Below are 17863 nucleotides of genomic sequence, written 5' to 3'. Positions count from 1 at the left end.
CTTTAATAATTAAAGTAATTATGTATTTTTACTTTAAATTATGTGTTTATTTAGTTAATTTTCTTTAAAATGAGTATTGATAATTTAAATTGGAAAATTTTAAAATGCTTACAGCAGAATGCGCGTATGTCTAATGCTGAAATAGGTAGACGTGTTGGAATCACTTCTCCAGCAGTTTCAGAGCGCATTAAAAAAATGGAGGATGCGGAAATTATTCAAGGTTATACCACTTTTGTTTCACCTTTTGAAGCTGGTTATCAACTTAAAGCTTTAATCACGCTTCGCGCATTTATGGGTATGCTAAAACCGTTTCTAGAAAAAGTGAAAACTTACGATGAGGTGGTGAATTGCTATCGCATAACAGGAAACGAAAACATAGTCATGGAGGTAGTGCTTAAAAATCAAAAGCATTTAGAGGTTTTTATAGACCAATTAATAAGTTATGGAGAAACCAAAACCCAGATTGTGCTGTCTCATGTAATAAAATATAGTGAGGTTAAGCCGTTAAAATAAGGATACCAGAATCAGGCTTAATTTCTCTTTACTCGGCTGTTATAATAATTTATATATTTTGCGCTAAATGTTCAGCAATCATAGTCGCATGTATCCTAGAGTTTTCAATAAACCATTTGTGAGTTTCCTTACCACCACAGATAACTCCTGCTAAATAAAGCCCTTCAACGTTAGATTCCATAGTTTTTGAATTGTAATTGGGAATTGATTTGCCATCTTTTGAGAATTCAATTCCGGCTTTTTCCAAAAACTTGAAATTTGGTTGATAACCAGTCAATGCAATGACATAATCGTTCGGAATTGTTTTTTTACCCTCAGCTGTGTTAATTGTAATTTCTGTTGGTTTGATTTCTGTAATTTCAGCATTAAAATACGCTGTAATACTGCCTTCTTCAATTCGGTTTAAAATATCTGGTTTAACCCAATATTTAACACGTTCACCTATAGCATCTCCTCTTACAATCATAGAGACGTTACCTCCTTTTCTATAAATTTCTAATGCTGCATCTACCGACGAATTACTTGCACCAACAACGGCAATATTTTGAAGGGTAAATGGATGTGCTTCTTTATAATAGTGAAATACTTTTGGCAAATCTTCACCAGGTACATTGAGTAAATTCGGAATGTCATAAAAGCCTGTCGCTATAATTACTTTTTTACTTTTATAGTTGGCTTTATCTGATTCAATGTTAAATGTGGTTTCTGTTTTACTGATGTCAATGACGCTTTCATAAAGGTTAATATTTAAATCATTTGAGGTTGAAACACGTCTGTAGTATTCTAAAGCTTCATTTCTAGTTGGTTTAGGATTGCTGCTAATGAATGGAATATCATCAATTTCTAATTTTTCTGATGTTGAAAAAAAAGTCATATTTAGTGGGTAATTGAATAAGGAGTTGGTCAAAGCTCCTTTTTCGATAATAGTATAATCCCAACCTCGTTTTTTACATTCTAAAGCGCAAGCAATTCCTATTGGTCCTGCTCCGATAATTAATACATCTAAATCTTTCATAGGTATATAAAATTACAATTAATACAGATAATTATAAAATGTAAGCGATAAAATATCTTTTATTAGTTATTATGAAATTCTAGATATTGTATTTTTGAAATCTAAATTAATTTGGAATGAAGAATTTGGTATTGTTTTTATTAGTAATAGTTTCCTTTGGTTGTACGGAAAGTAAAAAGATGATAGGTGATGAAACTCCATTTCAGAGAAAGATGAATGCTGAGTTTAAGGATGCTTCAAAATCTCCTTTAAAAGCAAAAGATTTAAAAAACTTTGATGGTTTAGACTTCTTTCCTTATGATTCTACTTTTGTTGTTACCGCGACTTTAAAACGTACTCCTAATAGTGAATGGTTTCAAATGAAAACCAGTACAGATCGTTTATCTACAGAACGTGTTTTAGGAGTTTTAACTTTTCAATTAAAAGGTAAACCATATCAATTAAATGTGTATCAAGGTGAAGAACTGATGCAAACTGAAGGTTTTGAGGATTATTTATTTTTGCCTTTTCTCGATAATACTAATGGTACATCAACCTATGGTGGAGGACGCTATATCGATTTGAAAATTCCTGAAGGACATACAATAGATATTGATTTTAACTCAGCCTATAATCCGATGTGTGCGTATAATGAGAAGTATTCTTGCCCAATTGTACCAAGAGCTAACTATGTTGATTTAGAAATTGAAGCAGGAGTAAAGGCTTATAAAAACCACTAGAGCTACAGCCGGTTTTTGCTTTGAAATTGTTTAATTAGAATTGCTTTTCTACCAGATAATTTTCGAAGCCAACACCTTTTACAGTCTTCTTTTGTTTTTTTAGAACTTCAAAATATTTATTATCAAAAAATGGTAAAGCTGTCTTGCTGACGTCTGATTTTAAGACCTCAAAATCATTCATCATCACTTGAGATTCTATAATTCGTAATAATTTTGATCCTATACCTTGACGTTGATAATCTTTATGTACAAAAAGACCATCTAAATAATTGCCGTTTTTTAGATAGGCAAAACCAACTACATTAGTTTCGATTTCAGCAACAATGAAGTAAAGTTTCTTGATGCGCTTTTCCCACTCTTCTGTATCATCAGCACCAGAAGCCCAAGCAATAATCTGATTTTCGGAATAATGCTTCTTATTAATATGAGTAATAGTATCTCTAAAAAGTGAAGTGATTTCAGGAATATCTTCTAGTGTTGCGGGTCTTATTTGTATCATTTTTTTAATTTAAATATACTACCAAATGAGACAACACGCTGAAAAAAGTAAAAACTTTGCTCTGCATGATCTGCTGAATCATTGGTTGTTCTTATATTATTCATATCAATATAGCCGCCTTTTGCATTTAATTGTATAAAAAAGTGTTTAAAGAATGTGAGATTTAATCCAATATTAGCAGATAATCCATAACCTGACACATGAAATTCATCATATCTATCCTTTTGTAACAATGTTGTATTTGTTCTAGGAAATAAAAGACCTCCTCCGATACCTTCGGTTATATTGACTTGAAATTTATCTGTATTGTTTATATGAAATAATGATGAAATATCATCATATCTCGCAATTTCAGTATAGATAAAATTGAGACCGTCCGTGTGTTCAAATTTTAATAAATCACTAGAAATAAATACATTTTCATCGTTAAACTCACCGTTATAATTGCTTCCAGGTTCGTTGTCTGGTAAATTAATATAGCCGTTTACATTTCTATTTCTGTCTCTATTCATAACATATTTCATGTGGTCTAAACCAATTGAAACCGTGTAATGATCTGAAATAAAATAACCCAATTTGGCATTTGTTTGAGGGATGGTCATTCGAGTAGGATTTATATAATCGATATGCCAACCTTTAGGTTTGTCTTTTGCTGTAGCATCACTTATCGTAAAATCGTAATCTTCACCTTTAAAGCGAATATCCGATTTTGAATAGGCTCCTCTATTTCCGCCCCAGCTAATAAATAATTTTCCTTTATTAGAGGTTGAGTATTTTAGTGTACTTTGAGTTTGACTGTATGTTATTGTACATAACAAAGTGAATCCTAAGTTTAGAATTCTATTAAAATAGTTCATAAGATAACTTCCGTAACGATAAGGGTAGACGTTTATCTGATCCCTTACTTACAATAGTTGTGAAAATAGAAGTTATAATGCGTTAATTGTTTTTCTAATAGCAACTAAATTAGATAATAAGCCTTCCAGATTATCTAAGTGCAACATGTTAGCTCCGTCACTTTTTGCATTAGCAGGATCAAAATGGGTTTCAATAAATAAACCGTCGACGTTATTTACAACTCCAGCTCTAGCTATAGTTTCAATCATATCTGGTCGTCCGCCTGTAACACCAATACTTTGATTGGGTTGTTGTAGTGAATGGGTAACATCTAAAACTGTTGGTGCATATTGACGCATTGTTGGAATACCTCTAAAATCCACAATCATATCTTGGTAGCCAAACATCGTTCCTCTATCTGTAATCCAAGCGTTATCGTTACCGGCATCTTTTACTTTTTGAACCGCATGTTTCATCGCTTCAGGACTCATAAATTGTCCTTTCTTTAGATTAACAACCTTTCCTGTTTCGGCAGCAGCAACCACCAAATCGGTTTGTCGTACTAAAAATGCAGGAATTTGTAAAACATCTACATATTCTGCAGCCATGGCAGCATCAGTTACTTCATGTATATCAGTTACTGTTGGTACATCAAAAGTTTCAGAAACTTTCCTAAGAATTTTTAAAGCTTTTTCATTTCCAATACCTGTAAAACTATCAATTCTACTACGATTCGCTTTTTTGAAACTGCCTTTAAATACGTAAGGAATTTCTAGTTTATCAGTGATTTTAACGACTTTTTCGGCAATACGCAATGCCATATCTGCACCTTCAATGGCGCAAGGACCACAAAGAAGAAAGAAGTTGTTAGAATCAGTGTGTTTTATTTTAGGTATATATGTCAAATCCATAACAGTATTTATGAGTATGTTTAGTGTGCAAATATACTATATAACCGTAACTTTAGGACTTCAAAAAGTGACAACCTTTAAATACTAAAATGTTAATTGATTACTACATATTCTACATTAACAATTTGATAAGGTGTTAGAGGTGGAATTGAAGGATCTATAGGATATTCTTTATCAAAGGCTACTGTACAACTAGAATTCGCGGAAATTTCATAACACGGTGCATCAGCTTTTGATGAAAGTGGTCCTAAAAATTCAAAATTTCCATTATAGAAAGTCAGTTTTGGAAAACCAACTACATCGTAGTTTTTATATTTATTCAGCTTAATTTCATATTGAACAATTGTTGTGTTATCATCGGTGTATGGTTGGTAATTAAAACTCAGTATTTGATATGTGAAATTTTCTTAAACAGGAACTTCAATAATTTTCGGTTCTGTAGGTTCAGTGTAATCACACGGAACTTCTTGTGTGATTTATTGAGTATAGCTTTGGTTTTCTACAAAAAAAAACATTACTTTAATTAAAATACCTTCCTAATACTGTTTTTAACAATCCATAGTGACATTACAAAATTACCAACAACTAAAATCCCACCGTAAAACAGCAGTTTTTTGGATGTTTCTGTCCAATGAATAATATTAAGTAAATCAAATAAATAAGCTAAGATTAAATAAGACGATAAGCATACAAATATTATTCCTAAAGAAAAATTTAATTTCCTACTAGGCTTAATGAGTTGCCATAAAAACGGAATACCAAACAATAATATAGGATAGGCAGAAATGCCATCACTTTTATTTATCGTTGTAAACCAATATATAATTACCGACAAAAAATAGAGGTAAGGAATAAACTTGGTGTATTTGCTAAGGGTATGCATCTGCTATATTTTTAGGGTTCAGATTAGTCTGCAAAATGCAGTTGTAATAGCCCAATTTGTGGTTAGTTTTAGAGGGTAGGCTTTACGCTGTTAATCAATAATATAACGTAAGATACTACTTCAAATTATTTGAAGATGAAATAATAACATATTATTAACGAAAAAAAAAGAATAAAACGTACATTTGCACGCTGAAAAATTCGCACACAAGTTATGACTAAGATTAAAAATATCGCAATTATTGCACACGTCGATCACGGAAAAACCACGTTAGTTGACAAGATTATGTACCACTGTCAATTGTTTCGTGAAAACGAAAATACAGGAGACTTAATTCTAGATAACAATGATTTAGAACGTGAAAGAGGTATTACAATTACTTCTAAAAACGTTTCTGTTGTTTACAAGGATACTAAGATTAACATTATTGATACACCTGGTCACGCCGATTTTGGAGGTGAAGTAGAACGTGTATTAAATATGGCTGATGGTGTTGTGTTATTAGTAGATGCCTTTGAAGGACCTATGCCACAAACACGTTTCGTATTACAAAAAGCGATTGACTTAGGTTTAAAACCTTGTGTGGTTATTAATAAAGTTGATAAAGAAAACTGTACGCCTGATGAAGTACATGAAAAAGTTTTTGATTTAATGTTTGAGCTTGGCGCTGAAGAGTGGCAGTTAGATTTCCCAACCGTTTATGGTTCTGCAAAGAACAATTGGATGAGCGACGATTGGAGAAATGAAACTAAAAATGTAGAGCCATTATTAGATATGGTAATTGAGCACGTTCCAACACCTGTTTTTGAAGAAGGAACAACTCAAATGTTAATTACATCTTTAGATTTCTCTTCTTTTACTGGTCGTATCGCTATTGGTCGTGTACAAAGAGGTAACATCGTAGAAGGACAGCAAATTGCTTTGGTAAAAAGAGATGGAACGATTACAAAAAGTAGAATTAAAGAAGTCTTTATTTTTGAAGGTTTAGGACGTAAGAAAGTTGAAAGTGTTCAAACTGGAGATATATGTGCGCTTGTAGGTGTTGAAGGTTTTGAAATTGGAGATACAGTTTCAGATATTGAAAACCCTGAAGGTTTAAAGTCAATCGCAATTGATGAACCAACAATGAGCATGTTATTCACTATTAACGATTCTCCTTTCTTTGGTAAGGACGGAAAATTTGTAACATCTCGTCATATTAAAGATCGTTTAGAAAAAGAATTAGAGAAAAATTTAGCAATGCGATTAGGCGAAACGTCTACTGCAGATAAATTTATGGTTTTTGGTCGTGGTGTATTACACTTATCGGTATTAATCGAAACAATGCGTCGTGAAGGTTATGAATTACAAATTGGACAACCACAAGTAATCATTAGAGAAATTGATGGTGTTAAATGTGAGCCAATAGAAGAATTAACAATTGACCTTCCTGAAACCGTTTCTGGTAGAGCTGTAGAGTTTGTTACTAAGCGTAAAGGAGAGTTACTTAGTATGGTAACTAAAGGTGAGCGTATGATTTGTGAGTTTATGATTCCTTCTCGTGGTATTATTGGTTTACGTAACCAATTACTAACAGCAACAGCTGGTGAGGCAATTATGGCACACCGTTTTAAAGAATACCAACCTCTTAAAGGTGATATTCCAGGACGTATTTCTGGATCTTTAATTTCTATGGAAAACGGAACTGCGATTCCTTATTCAATTGATAAATTACAAGATAGAGGTAAGTTCTTTGTTGAGCCTGGTGAAAATATTTATGAAGGACAAGTTATTGGTGAGAACTCTCGTCAAGATGATATGTCTGTAAACATTACAAAAGCTAAAAAGCAGAGTAACGTTCGTAGTTCTGGAGCAGATGATAAAGCTAAGATTGTACCTGCAATTAAGTTTTCTTTAGAAGAAGCTTTAGAGTACATTCAAAAAGATGAGTATGTTGAGGTAACTCCAAACTCTTTAAGATTACGTAAGATTTATTTAAAAGAGGTAGATCGTAAACGTAATAAGTTTTAGTCTAAAATTTATTAAACATATAGTTTTTAAAAGAGAAACACTGAAAAGTGTTTCTCTTTTTTTTGGATTCGTTTTAAGTAATAAGCCGTTATAAATAAACTTAACTAATAGTTTTTTATTTACTTTAGTCACGAATTAAAATGTAAAAATTATTTTCTCAGTAAAAAAATATCAATCAGACTTACAGCCAGAATGGGATTCGTTTGTGAACACGGCAAAGAACGCAACATTCTTGTTTCAACGTGGTTTTATGGATTATCATAGTGACAGATTTGAAGATTTTTCTGTGATGCTGTATAAAGATGATCAGCTCTATGCATTGCTTCCTGCAAATATTGTGGGTGATAAGGTGATTTCTCATCAAGGCTTAACGTATGGAAGTTTTGTGCTTCAAGATAAATCGAAATTTTTCTATGCTTTTGAGGCTTTTAAAACCATGCTTGCATTTTATGAAAAAGAAGGTGTAAAAGCATTAGAAATAAAGGTGATTCCGACATTTTATAATAGAATGCCTTCAGATGAATTAGATTATTTTCTCTATAAGGCAGAGGCGCAATTACTAAAGAAAGAGGTACTGATGGTAATTGATTATGCTCATAAATTACGCTTTCAAAAAAATAGAAGAGAAGGAATAAATAAAGCTGTACGTTCTGGACTAGAATTAAAAGTAGATACCAACTTTAAAGATTTTTGGACGGATGTATTAATTCCTAATTTGGAGAAGAAACACGGTGTTCAACCTGTGCACTCTTTAGAGGAGATAGAGTTATTAGCATCTCGTTTTCCAGAACATATAAAACAAGTTAATATCTATAAAGATGGAAAAGTTGTTGCAGGAACAACTGTGTTTTTAACCGAAACAACAGTTCATCCTCAATATGTATCTGGTAATACAGATAAAAATTCATTTGGCAGCTTAGATCTCGCCTATGATTTTGTCATTAACAAAATGTGTGATGATAAGCGTTATTTCGACTTTAATATTTCGAGTGAAGGCAATGGACGTAAAATTAATGAAGGTCTTATCTTTTGGAAGGAAAGCTGTGGTGCTAGAAGTTATACAGCAAATACCTATCTTTTAAATACCGCTATTCATAAAGAATTAAACATACCTAAAACATAATACATTATATAGCGTTGATATTATTTTGGGTGTATAGCAACCGATTAGTAGTAATGTTTTTGAAGGTTCTTAAAATCTAGTAACTTAAAGTTTTAATTTCACCGATTGTTGTTTTATATTTCACAGGTTAATTTAACTTTTAGAGCTCAGTTAATTCAGATAAGTACTTTCAAATTTTAATTTCATGATTAAGTTTTTAGATTTATATAAAATCAATAATCGTTTTCGAGATGCCTTTCAAGCCTCGTTTAGTAAATCTTTAGATGATGCTCATTTTATTTTAGGAAATAATGTCAGCACTTTCGAAAATGAATTTGCAGCTTATTGTGGTACAGAATTCTGCGTTGGTACAGCCAATGGATTAGATGCTTTAACTTTAATATTAAAAGGATACGTACAACTCGGTAAATTACAAAAAGGGGATAAGGTGATTGTTCCTGCAAATACGTTTATTGCTACAATTTTATCTGTTTTACATGCAGAATTGGTACCTGTTTTAGTGGAGCCAAACCCAGATACGTATACAATTTCTGTGGATACAGATAAAGCACTATTTAGGGAAGCTAAGGCTGTAATTATGGTGCATTTATACGGACAACTCGCAGATGTAGGAGGTTTTCATAAAATCGCTCAAGATTTTAATTTACTTTTAATTGAAGATGCTGCTCAGGCTCATGGAGCAACTTCAAATTTAAATAACAGAAAGGCTGGAAACTTATCTGACGCAGCAGCATTTAGTTTTTATCCAACAAAAAATTTAGGAGCACTTGGAGATGGAGGAGGAGTAACCACTAACGATTCAGAATTAGTGGATGTCATAAAATTATTACGCAATTATGGCAGCGAAGAAAAATATACGAATAAGGTGATTGGTTTTAATAGTCGTTTAGATGATATGCAAGCGGCTTTTTTAAGTATTAAACTAAAGGCTTTAGATCGCGATAACAAAAGACGACGAGAAATTGCAAATGCTTACTTAAAAGGTATTAAGAATTCAAAATTTAAGTTACCCTTTTATGACGGTTCTGAGAATCACATTTTTTACGCCTTCGTCGTTGAAGTTGATGATAGAACAAATTTTACTGAATTTCTAAATAAGAATAAAATAGAGTGGCTAATCCATTATCCAATTCCACCGCATCAACAAGAAGCCTTAAATGAATTTTCACATTTTAAATTACCCCTAACAGAAAAGATTCATAAAAGAATTATAAGTTTGCCAATGAGTCCTGTAATGACAGAACATGATATTCAAACCGTTATAGACGTATTAAATACCTACTAATTGAAAAAACTTTTCCAATATATAAATAACGAAGTTCTTGTAAAGGCTGCGAATCTAAATTTAGCTAACCTTAGTCTTAGAATTATTGCAGGTATTTTGGTCTCAAAATTTATAGCCATATACATTGGTCCACAAGGGATGGCGCTTATTGGAAATTTGCGGAACTTTATGAGTGCATTGCAGTCGTTGTCTATTTCCGGACTTTACAAAGGTGTTGTTAGATTAATAAGTCAATTTAAGGAGGATGCTGTTCAGCTTACCAAAACCTTATCCACCGTATTTTACTTTGGCTTTTTCTCGTCAGTGCTTTTGTCTTTTTTGTGTTATTACAACGCAGAGTTTATAAATGATCTCATTTTTTCTGCAAACTACAGATATACATATATTATTAAAACGCTGGCTGTTGTTTTACCGTTTTATGCTTTAAATATGTTTGCTTTTTCTATTATGAATGGGTTTTCTAAGCATAAATATTTACTCATTATTAATATTCTGGGGCAGATTCTTGGGCTTTTAGTTGCATTGTTATTAATATATCAAGAAAACATAGATGGTGCGTTGCAAGCCATCGTAATTACGCCTGCACTTAATTTATTAATTACCATTGTTGGTATTGCATTTAGACGCAGTTTAGTATCCTCTATTAAGATAACTCAAGTAAGTTTCTCTATTATAAATAAATTGTGCCCTTATATGATCATGGCATTGGTTAGTACTATTGCACTGCCGATTGTAATGATCATTATTAGAAATTACCTTATAGATGAAGTAGGTATAAAAGCAGCGGGCTATTGGACCGCCATGACACGTGTTTCAGATTATTATTTGATGTTTTTTAATTCCTTGATGGCGCTTTATATTTTGCCTCGATTTTCTGAAATAAACTCAAAACAAGCCTTTAGAAAGGAAGTATTTGGTTTTTACAAAACTATTATTCCCTCTTTTTTAATGTTACTGCTTTTGATTTATCTCAGTAGATCGGTATTAATAAATTTATTATTTACAGAAGATTTTAGACCTGTAGAAGATTTATTCGGGTTTCAAATTTTAGGTGATATAGCGCGTGTTCTCTCTATGGTAATTGCGTATCAATTTCTTGCCAAAAAGATGTTTACACATTTCTTGATTTTAGAAATATTCTTGTTTATAATGATGTATTTTTCTAGTATCTACTTAATTGATGAGTTCGGATTACAAGGAGCTGTGATGGGGCATTGTCTAAGTTATTTTATGTACTTCGGAATCATAATATTACTCTTTAATAGTTCTTTATTTGGCCTTTTGGATGAAGATAAAACAGAAGAACTTTAAAAACTGACACGGTGAAGCTTCCAAAATTTATTAGTAGTAATACAGTGCTTAAAATTACGTCGCTTAATGCTGTGGTGATTACTATTCGGTTAATCGTTTCTGCATTTATTCAGCGTTTACTTGCCGTTACTGTTGGCGAAGCCGGCTATGCTAGTATTGGTCAGGTGAGGAATGTTTTAGCAATGCTCACAAGCACATCAACTTTAGGTACATTTAACGGAGTCGTAAAATATGTTGCTGAATTTAAAAACAATCAGTCAGAGCTCTCTAAAGTGTTTTCAACGGTTAGCATTTTTGCCATTATGGGTTCCGTAATTTCTGCGGCAGTTTTGTTTTTTGGAGCTTCATATCTTTCCGATTACCTTTTTCAGTCGCAAAACTATATTTATATTTTTCAGTTATTAGCGGTGATTGTCCCTTTTATTGCTGTTAACCGTGTTGTAAATGCTGTGGTTAGTGGATTGTCTGATTATAAACGTTATGCTAAAATAGAGCTTATAAGTTACCTTCTTGCAACCTTAGCGCTTGTTGTTGGTTTATATACTTTTGAGTTAAAAGGAGTGATTATTGCCATTGCATTGGCTCCTGTTATTCAGTTAATGGTTTTGGCTTTTGTATTTGGAAAAACGCTGAAAACTTATGTGAAATTTAAGTCTTTAAGTCTTAATCTTATCTATAAAAACAAATTATTAGCGTTTACATTGATGTCCTTTATTTCCACATTTTTATTGAATTATATTGAATTGAACATAAGAACTTTGGTTGCAGATGAAATAAACATCAACGAGGCTGGTTATTGGACAGCTATTACCTTTATTTCTAAAAACTATATGGTGTTTGCTACAGGATTGTTTACGCTGTATGTGTTACCGAAATTTGCGAGCATCCATAATAAGCATGAGTTTAAGGTTGAAGTCTTCAATATTTATAAAACGATTCTGCCTATTTTTGGATTAGGAATGCTACTCGTTTATTTCTTTCGGAACCTTATAATTCAATTCATTTATCCGGATTTTATAGGAATGGAACCCTTATTTAAATGGCAACTATTGGGAGATTTCATACGATTAGGAGCCTTAGTATTATCACATCAGTTTTTGGCGAAACGTTTGGTGAAAAGTTTTGTTATTACCGAAATAATTTCTCTTGCCTTGTTTTTTGTACTTTCAAAAGTGTTTATTCAATATTATGGTACGGAAGGCATTGTAATAGCCCACTTTGTTAGATATATTGTCTATTTTATAGTTGTTGTTATTGTAATTAGAACATATTACAACACTGCAATACAAGAAAACGAGTAACATTATAGATGTTTTTGCCAAGTTGTGATATAGCTTTCTGCACAAGTTTTATAGTTATGGTGTGTTTCAACAAACCGTCTAGCATTCATCGAAATTTCAACTATTTTTTCCGGATGGAGTATAAGCCATTCTAATTTATTCGCGATATTTTCAATATCTGGTAATGCGTTTATAGCCACAGTGTCTTCTTTTAAATTATAATACGTTAGCCATTCTTGTTCTGCTCCTGTAAACACCACTTTTCCTTTTGCCATTGCTTCTAAAGCATTAAACCCTTGATCGTAAGCATAAATTTGGTCGAGCATTATATGTGCTTGATTGTAGGTTTTTATGTATTCGTCATAAGGCAAACTTCTCACGGTTACAATTTTTATCTTATCAGCATATTTTTGACTAATAATGTCTAATGCAGCTTCAAAAATATCATTCCCTTTTTTATAATAGTTATGCGAATTGATTCCGTGAAATATCACAATTTTATCTTCAATTTTTAAAGGTTGAAACTCTAATTGGTCCGTGTTTATTGGGTTTGGAATGAGTCCTAAATATTTAGGATGATTCAATAAGGGTAAATGATAATCTAAATCTGAAGCTACAACACCAACGATAGATTTGTAAATATGATGGTGTAGTTTTATAAAATCGGGTTGTAAATACTTTAAGCCATAACTAGATTTGGATTTTTCGTTTCCGTTTAAATACGGAGTTAAAATGGAGTATTTTGGAATCTCATCGTGAGCATATTTTACACTGATATAATCGGTACCACAAGACAATAGGAAAATACTTTTGTTCCAATCTGATATTAAATCGAAAATATCTTGTTCAATAGCAGCAGAACAACCAAAAGACGCTTCATTTATAAATTGAACGACATCAAATTTGCTAATCTTCGGCTTTAAATTTAGAATCTGCTTTTTAGTGTGAAACGATTCTAAGTCTATTTTTGTAAACCTATAAATCAGATTTTTAATTTTTTTTAAAATCCCTTTGTCATATTTTTTATGAATTGGTAAGTCCACATCGTAATTCTTAAATCCATCTTTTGCAGCCACAATAGTAACATTATGGTTAAGACCTTCTAATCCTTCTTTTAAAGAATTATGAAGTCTACTATATTCGCCTACCAATAAAATTTTCATGTACTAATTTATTGTTTAAAACTGATCTTTAGAACATCCTTAAAATACACATGTATTGTGCGTGTAATTCCAATATGGAAGTTTCATTTATATCGTTACATTTGTCTCAAAGATACTCGTTAATGCTAAAAGCTAATAATAAAAAGATTTGTATTGTTGTATCCTCTTTAGGAAAAGGTGGTGCAGAACGCTCTTCTGGTTTATTATCTCAGATACTTTTTGATGTTGGTTATGATGTGCATGTGGTTAGCGTGTTGAATGACACTGAATTTTCATATAAAGGTAAATTACTTAATTTAGGGGAGCTTAAAGATCAAGACGATTCTACTTTAGGAAGGTTGAAACGATTGCGCGTTTTAAAAGCCTATCTGAGAACTCATAATTTTGATTATGTGATTGATAATAGAACCCGAATTGGTTTTATAAAGGAATTTATAATTTCTAAATTCATTTACGCTCCTAAAAAAACCATCTATTGTATTCGAAGCTATAAAACAGCTAATTATATTAACCCGAATCGATTTTTAGGACGATTATTATATGCCAATGCTTATAAAACTGTTGGAGTGTCTAAAGCCATTGCAGAACACGTAAAAGCCGTTTACAAATTCAAAAATGTGACGTCCATTTACAATCCAATAGTCTTGGAAGAGTATAACACCAAATCTGAAACACAAGAAAACTATATCTTGTTTTTTGGTCGCTTAGATGATGAGGTTAAAAATATTTCATTGTTATTAAAAGCCTATTCAAAATCGGAACTACCAAAACATAAAATAAGCTTGAAAATTTTAGGAGAAGGAAAAGATTTGGAAACATTAATGAATCAAGTTAAAACATTAAATATAGCATCTAACGTAAAATTTTTACCATACAATCCAAATCCTTCAGCGATTGTGAATTCTGCTTTATATACAGTATTAACGAGTAGATATGAAGGTTTTCCGAGATCTATTTTAGAATCTCTTGCGCTTGGTACTCCTGTCATTTCTGTAGATTGTAAATCGGGACCCAATGAAATTATTCAAAATACCTCCAATGGACTTTTAGTAGAAAATCATAATCCGGACGCATTAGCAGAAGCTATGACTAAACTTTTTATAGATAAAGATTTATATTTACAGTGTAAGCAGAATTCTAAATCTAGTGTGGCACATTTTTCAGAAGCAGAAATTGTAAAACAATGGCAAGTCATTTTAAATTAATTATATGAATTCAATAAACGACGTAAAAATAATCGATATTCCTAAAGTACATGATGAACGTGGTTTTTTAGCTGTAGTTGAAAAAAACGTGATACCTTTTGGGATAGAACGTGTGTATTATTTATACGATGTGCCAACCGAAAGCAGTAGAGGAGGTCATGCTCACAAAGAGCAACAATCTGTTATTATAGCCTTAAGTGGAAGTTTTGAAGTTATTATAGATGATGGTAAAATGAAGAAGCGAATCATGCTTAATAAGCCCAATCAAGGCTTGTTCATACCAATAGGTATTTGGAGAGAAATAGAAAATTTTTCTTCAGGAGCGGTTTGTTTGGTATTGGCATCTACAGAATATGATGAAGCAGAATATATACGAGATTATAGTGAATTTAAAGCTCAACTTTTAGGGTAGTATATTTTTTCCCCTTGTAATGATTTTATTTTAATCAATAGTTTTAAAAACCATTTCGGACTGTTTAATAAGAAGCTTTTTCTAAAACTTAAATTTTTAGAATCTAAATGAGAGGTATAAAAAGAAAAATGTTTTTGATCATCTTGCAGTTTGCTCAGTAGCGCTAAAGAGTAACGGTTTCTGTCTAAAAATAGTTTTAAATCAGTATTTGTCCTTTCTTCAGTTAAGTAGTTATCAAACTTTGGTTTTTTACTGAGTTCGTATGTTGTGTTAGATAAGCTCGATTCATTAAAGTTATAATACACTAATTGTTTATTGATAAACAATACTTCAAAATGCATTCCAAATCGAATCCAGAGATCTGTATCTTGGCCAGAAATAATGGAGGTGTCAAATAATCCGGTTTTCTCAATAATAGAAGCGTTAAAAACAACGCTAGAGCTTGTTATTAGTGTGTTTTTTTTACTAGCCTTAAAATAATTGTGAATACCATAAAGCTCTGCCTGAGAAAAACTATAAGGAACCGGAACTGTTTTTGTTTTGTAATTTTGGCTAACGCCAGTTGTAAAAATTTTGAGGTTTGGAAATTTGCAGATAGCGTCATACATATGTTGTAAATATTCAACGTGCCAACTATCATCTCCATCTAAAAGGGCAATGTAATTTGATGAAGCTTCCTTTATTCCAGTATTTCTTGCATTTGAAGCACCTTGATTTTTAGTCGTTATAAGTTTAATACGACTATCTTCAATTGCCGAAATTATTATTTCACTTCCGTCAGTTGAACCATCATTGATTACAATAATTTCAAAATCCTTAAAGGTTTGATTCAAAACACTTTCAATAGTGTTTTTTATGCACTTTTCTTTGTTGTAAACTGATATGATAATTGAAAAAAAAGTCATTATTTTTTCGAATTTATAAAGCAATAATACGTCAGTCGGTACAAATCAAAAATCTTGAGCGATGGGTTTTTTCCTAATAGGTTTTTTCTAAAAGTGTTTTCGTATTTTGTATAAATCACGGAAAGAAATTTAGAAATTCCATAGTTTTTTATAGAATTATATACCCTAGTGATTTTGGTGTAATTTGCTGGTAATAAATCTTGTGTTATAAATAAATCTATGGCTTCAACAGAGTCTAGGGATTTTTTTAAAAAGGTTTCGCTGTCGTCTAAGCCAAGGTGATAAACAGGATTTTCTATATGTTCTATTCTTATATTAGCCTGTTTTAAATTATAAGAAAACAAGGTGTCTTCATGCCGTAAGTTAGGGATAGCTTCATTAAACCTAACAGTATCAAAAACACTTTTATGTATTAAAAAATTTAGCGTTAAAAAACTTAAATATGAGTTTTTGTTTCGTTGTTGGGTAGATAGAGCTTCTCGTTTATTGCCATATATCCATCGTAGTATTCGCGAAGTATCTACACGCTTTTCTTGATATAAAATACCGCCATAAATAATTTGAGATTTTTCAGAAATACTTTCAATATACGAACTGATAAAGTCGCTGCTTTTCGGTATGACATCTGCATCTAGAAAAAGACACCAATCGTATTTTGCATTTTGAGCTAGCTTATTTCTTATGGCGCTTCGTCCAATATTCTTTGGCAGAATATGATACTCACAATGTGAAAGTGTATTTATTCTGTTGTTGTACTCCTGAAATTTAAGATTGTTAGAACAGTCGTCGTAACATAATATTTCAAAAGGGATTTCCGATAGAATTAACTGTTTATGTACTGCAGAAGCGAGTTCTGAAATATTATAATTATAAACCGGTATTAATACAGAAATCATAAATTTAAAAAGGGTTACTTAAGGCAATTTCAAGCTTTACATTAGAATGCTTTAGTTCTTACGCTGTACAACTTCAAAAACTTTGTTTTCGTCGCACTTCAGTGTTTTGCTTGGATATTTTAAAAGCAAAGCGTAATCGTGAGTGGCCATTAAGATGGTGTTTCCGTTTTTATTGATGTCTTGAAGCACTTCCATGACTTCAATACTAGTTTGAGGGTCTAAATTTCCGGTTGGCTCATCGGCTAATATCAATTCAGGATCATTTAATAAGGCACGTGCAATAGCAATTCGTTGTTGTTCTCCACCAGAAAGTTCATGTGGATATTTGAAGCCTTTGGTTTTCATGGCAACTTTATCTAAAACAACATCAATTCGGTCTTTAATTCGGTCTTTTTCTTTCCAACCCGTAGCTTTTAATACAAATTCTAAATTCCCAATAATCGTACGATCTGGTAATAGTTTAAAATCTTGAAAAACAATACCCAATTTTCGTCTTAAAAATGGGATGTCTTTCTCTTTCATGGTTTTTAAATTAAAATCTACAATAGAACCTTCTCCTTCTGTTAATTGTAAATCACCATAAAGTATTTTCATTAAACTACTTTTTCCACTTCCTGTTTTACCAATAAGATAGACGAAATCTCCTTTTTGCATTTCAAAATTCACCTTAGAAAGCACCATGCTATCTCCTTGGTAAATTGTAGCATCTTTAAGTTCTAAAACCGTTTCAGACATATTGTTGTTATAAATAATTTGGTAACTGTAAATGTATTGCTTAAAATTTCAAATGACAAATTGAAAAAGCCAAATTCTTCAATAGTAAAATTGTCCGCTTAAGGCTAATAAGAATCAAGATATTTTTTGATTAAAATGTACCGAGCACAGCTCTTAGGAGT

The 17863-nt window shown here is 31.8% G+C and carries 18 protein-coding genes; 9 read left to right on the top strand and 9 right to left on the bottom strand.

Features of this window, described 5'->3' with window-relative positions:
• The first annotated feature begins 69 nt into the window (after window positions 1-69).
• A complete protein-coding gene (locus HM992_RS18030) occupies window positions 70-513 on the top strand; it encodes an Lrp/AsnC family transcriptional regulator (protein WP_178983742.1) in 444 nt (147 codons plus the stop codon).
• 49 nt (window positions 514-562) lie between these two features.
• Here HM992_RS18030 and HM992_RS18025 read toward each other — a convergent pair whose 3' ends face one another.
• Window positions 563-1528, bottom strand: a complete 966-nt coding sequence (locus HM992_RS18025; protein ID WP_179320870.1) for a YpdA family putative bacillithiol disulfide reductase — start codon at window positions 1526-1528, stop codon at window positions 563-565.
• A 116-nt stretch (window positions 1529-1644) separates the two neighbouring features.
• Between HM992_RS18025 and HM992_RS18020 the strand changes: the two genes are divergently transcribed.
• Window positions 1645-2247 (top strand): DUF1684 domain-containing protein, encoded by a 603-nt coding sequence (locus HM992_RS18020; protein ID WP_179320868.1) that lies wholly within the window; start codon window positions 1645-1647, stop codon window positions 2245-2247.
• A 34-nt stretch (window positions 2248-2281) separates the two neighbouring features.
• Here the strand turns inward: HM992_RS18020 and HM992_RS18015 are convergent, their stop codons facing one another.
• The 4 genes from HM992_RS18015 to HM992_RS18000 all read right to left on the bottom strand — a co-directional run bounded on the left by HM992_RS18015 (window position 2282) and on the right by HM992_RS18000 (window position 5377).
• Window positions 2282-2746: a GNAT family N-acetyltransferase gene (locus HM992_RS18015; protein WP_179320866.1), complete on the bottom strand. Its 465-nt coding sequence runs from the start codon at window positions 2744-2746 to the stop codon at window positions 2282-2284.
• A complete protein-coding gene (locus HM992_RS18010) occupies window positions 2743-3603 on the bottom strand; it encodes a hypothetical protein (RefSeq protein WP_178983746.1) in 861 nt (286 codons plus the stop codon). Before HM992_RS18010 ends, HM992_RS18015 begins: the two co-directional genes overlap by 4 nt.
• Before the next feature lie 72 nt (window positions 3604-3675).
• A complete protein-coding gene (gene kdsA / locus HM992_RS18005; protein ID WP_179320864.1) occupies window positions 3676-4494 on the bottom strand; it encodes a 3-deoxy-8-phosphooctulonate synthase in 819 nt (272 codons plus the stop codon).
• A 523-nt stretch (window positions 4495-5017) separates the two neighbouring features.
• Window positions 5018-5377 (bottom strand): hypothetical protein, encoded by a 360-nt coding sequence (locus HM992_RS18000; protein WP_178983748.1) that lies wholly within the window; start codon window positions 5375-5377, stop codon window positions 5018-5020.
• 213 nt (window positions 5378-5590) lie between these two features.
• On the opposite strand from HM992_RS18000, the gene typA reads away from it, so the two are divergent.
• The 5 genes from typA to HM992_RS17975 all read left to right on the top strand — a co-directional run bounded on the left by typA (window position 5591) and on the right by HM992_RS17975 (window position 12407).
• Window positions 5591-7387 carry a translational GTPase TypA gene (typA, locus tag HM992_RS17995; protein WP_178983749.1) on the top strand — a complete coding sequence of 599 codons (1797 nt, stop codon included), beginning with the start codon at window positions 5591-5593 and terminating at the stop codon, window positions 7385-7387.
• A 250-nt stretch (window positions 7388-7637) separates the two neighbouring features.
• The gene (locus HM992_RS17990; protein ID WP_179320862.1) at window positions 7638-8510 is read left to right on the top strand and encodes a GNAT family N-acetyltransferase; all 873 of its coding nucleotides are present in this window, start codon (window positions 7638-7640) and stop codon (window positions 8508-8510) included.
• Window positions 8511-8694: 184 nt separating this feature from the next.
• The gene (locus HM992_RS17985) at window positions 8695-9795 is read left to right on the top strand and encodes a DegT/DnrJ/EryC1/StrS family aminotransferase (protein WP_179320860.1); all 1101 of its coding nucleotides are present in this window, start codon (window positions 8695-8697) and stop codon (window positions 9793-9795) included.
• Entirely contained in the window at window positions 9796-11106 is a 1311-nt protein-coding gene (locus HM992_RS17980; RefSeq protein ID WP_179320859.1) for an O-antigen translocase, read from the top strand.
• An 11-nt stretch (window positions 11107-11117) separates the two neighbouring features.
• A complete protein-coding gene (locus HM992_RS17975) occupies window positions 11118-12407 on the top strand; it encodes an O-antigen translocase (RefSeq protein WP_179320857.1) in 1290 nt (429 codons plus the stop codon).
• A gap of 2 nt (window positions 12408-12409) precedes the next feature.
• On the opposite strand, the gene HM992_RS17970 is transcribed toward HM992_RS17975, so the two are convergent.
• Window positions 12410-13549: a glycosyltransferase family protein gene (locus tag HM992_RS17970; RefSeq protein WP_179320855.1), complete on the bottom strand. Its 1140-nt coding sequence runs from the start codon at window positions 13547-13549 to the stop codon at window positions 12410-12412.
• Between the two features lie 122 nt (window positions 13550-13671).
• Here HM992_RS17970 and HM992_RS17965 point away from each other — a divergent pair, with 122 nt between their 5' ends.
• The gene (locus HM992_RS17965) at window positions 13672-14754 is read left to right on the top strand and encodes a glycosyltransferase (protein WP_179320853.1); all 1083 of its coding nucleotides are present in this window, start codon (window positions 13672-13674) and stop codon (window positions 14752-14754) included.
• 4 nt (window positions 14755-14758) lie between these two features.
• Complete coding sequence (locus HM992_RS17960) at window positions 14759-15166, top strand: sugar 3,4-ketoisomerase (RefSeq protein WP_178983756.1); 408 nt, start codon at window positions 14759-14761, stop codon at window positions 15164-15166.
• On the opposite strand, the gene HM992_RS17955 is transcribed toward HM992_RS17960, so the two are convergent.
• The 3 genes from HM992_RS17955 to HM992_RS17945 are packed head-to-tail and all read right to left on the bottom strand — an operon-like array spanning window position 15151 to window position 17702.
• On the bottom strand, window positions 15151-16071 hold the full coding sequence (locus HM992_RS17955; protein WP_179320851.1) for a glycosyltransferase family 2 protein: 921 nt from the start codon (window positions 16069-16071) through the stop codon (window positions 15151-15153). The two genes, HM992_RS17960 and HM992_RS17955, sit on opposite strands and share 16 nt — an antisense overlap.
• The gene (locus tag HM992_RS17950; protein WP_179320849.1) at window positions 16071-16967 is read right to left on the bottom strand and encodes a glycosyltransferase family 2 protein; all 897 of its coding nucleotides are present in this window, start codon (window positions 16965-16967) and stop codon (window positions 16071-16073) included. Before HM992_RS17950 ends, HM992_RS17955 begins: the two co-directional genes overlap by 1 nt.
• 51 nt (window positions 16968-17018) lie before the next feature.
• A complete protein-coding gene (locus HM992_RS17945) occupies window positions 17019-17702 on the bottom strand; it encodes a cell division ATP-binding protein FtsE (protein WP_178983759.1) in 684 nt (227 codons plus the stop codon).
• Between the last annotated feature and the right edge of the window lie 161 nt (window positions 17703-17863).

Source organism: Winogradskyella helgolandensis (assembly GCF_013404085.1).
GTDB classification, from domain to species: Bacteria; Bacteroidota; Bacteroidia; order Flavobacteriales; family Flavobacteriaceae; genus Winogradskyella; species Winogradskyella helgolandensis.
The sequence above is the reverse complement of the archived record's forward strand: the minus strand, read 5'-3'. Positions and strand labels throughout refer to the sequence as shown.

Excerpts from the sequence above, each read along its gene's own strand:
- HM992_RS18030 (WP_178983742.1), top strand. The coding sequence starts at position 70 with ATGAGTATTGATAATTTAAATTGGAAAATTTTAAAATGCTTACAGCAG.
- HM992_RS18025 (WP_179320870.1), bottom strand. The coding sequence starts at position 1,528 with ATGAAAGATTTAGATGTATTAATTATCGGAGCAGGACCAATAGGAATT.
- HM992_RS18020 (WP_179320868.1), top strand. The coding sequence starts at position 1,645 with ATGAAGAATTTGGTATTGTTTTTATTAGTAATAGTTTCCTTTGGTTGT.
- HM992_RS18015 (WP_179320866.1), bottom strand. The coding sequence starts at position 2,746 with ATGATACAAATAAGACCCGCAACACTAGAAGATATTCCTGAAATCACT.
- HM992_RS18010 (WP_178983746.1), bottom strand. The coding sequence starts at position 3,603 with ATGAACTATTTTAATAGAATTCTAAACTTAGGATTCACTTTGTTATGT.
- kdsA (WP_179320864.1), bottom strand. The coding sequence starts at position 4,494 with ATGGATTTGACATATATACCTAAAATAAAACACACTGATTCTAACAAC.
- HM992_RS18000 (WP_178983748.1), bottom strand. The coding sequence starts at position 5,377 with ATGCATACCCTTAGCAAATACACCAAGTTTATTCCTTACCTCTATTTT.
- typA (WP_178983749.1), top strand. The coding sequence starts at position 5,591 with ATGACTAAGATTAAAAATATCGCAATTATTGCACACGTCGATCACGGA.
- HM992_RS17990 (WP_179320862.1), top strand. The coding sequence starts at position 7,638 with ATGGATTATCATAGTGACAGATTTGAAGATTTTTCTGTGATGCTGTAT.
- HM992_RS17985 (WP_179320860.1), top strand. The coding sequence starts at position 8,695 with ATGATTAAGTTTTTAGATTTATATAAAATCAATAATCGTTTTCGAGAT.
- HM992_RS17970 (WP_179320855.1), bottom strand. The coding sequence starts at position 13,549 with ATGAAAATTTTATTGGTAGGCGAATATAGTAGACTTCATAATTCTTTA.
- HM992_RS17965 (WP_179320853.1), top strand. The coding sequence starts at position 13,672 with ATGCTAAAAGCTAATAATAAAAAGATTTGTATTGTTGTATCCTCTTTA.
- HM992_RS17960 (WP_178983756.1), top strand. The coding sequence starts at position 14,759 with ATGAATTCAATAAACGACGTAAAAATAATCGATATTCCTAAAGTACAT.
- HM992_RS17955 (WP_179320851.1), bottom strand. The coding sequence starts at position 16,071 with ATGACTTTTTTTTCAATTATCATATCAGTTTACAACAAAGAAAAGTGC.
- HM992_RS17950 (WP_179320849.1), bottom strand. The coding sequence starts at position 16,967 with ATGATTTCTGTATTAATACCGGTTTATAATTATAATATTTCAGAACTC.
- HM992_RS17945 (WP_178983759.1), bottom strand. The coding sequence starts at position 17,702 with ATGTCTGAAACGGTTTTAGAACTTAAAGATGCTACAATTTACCAAGGA.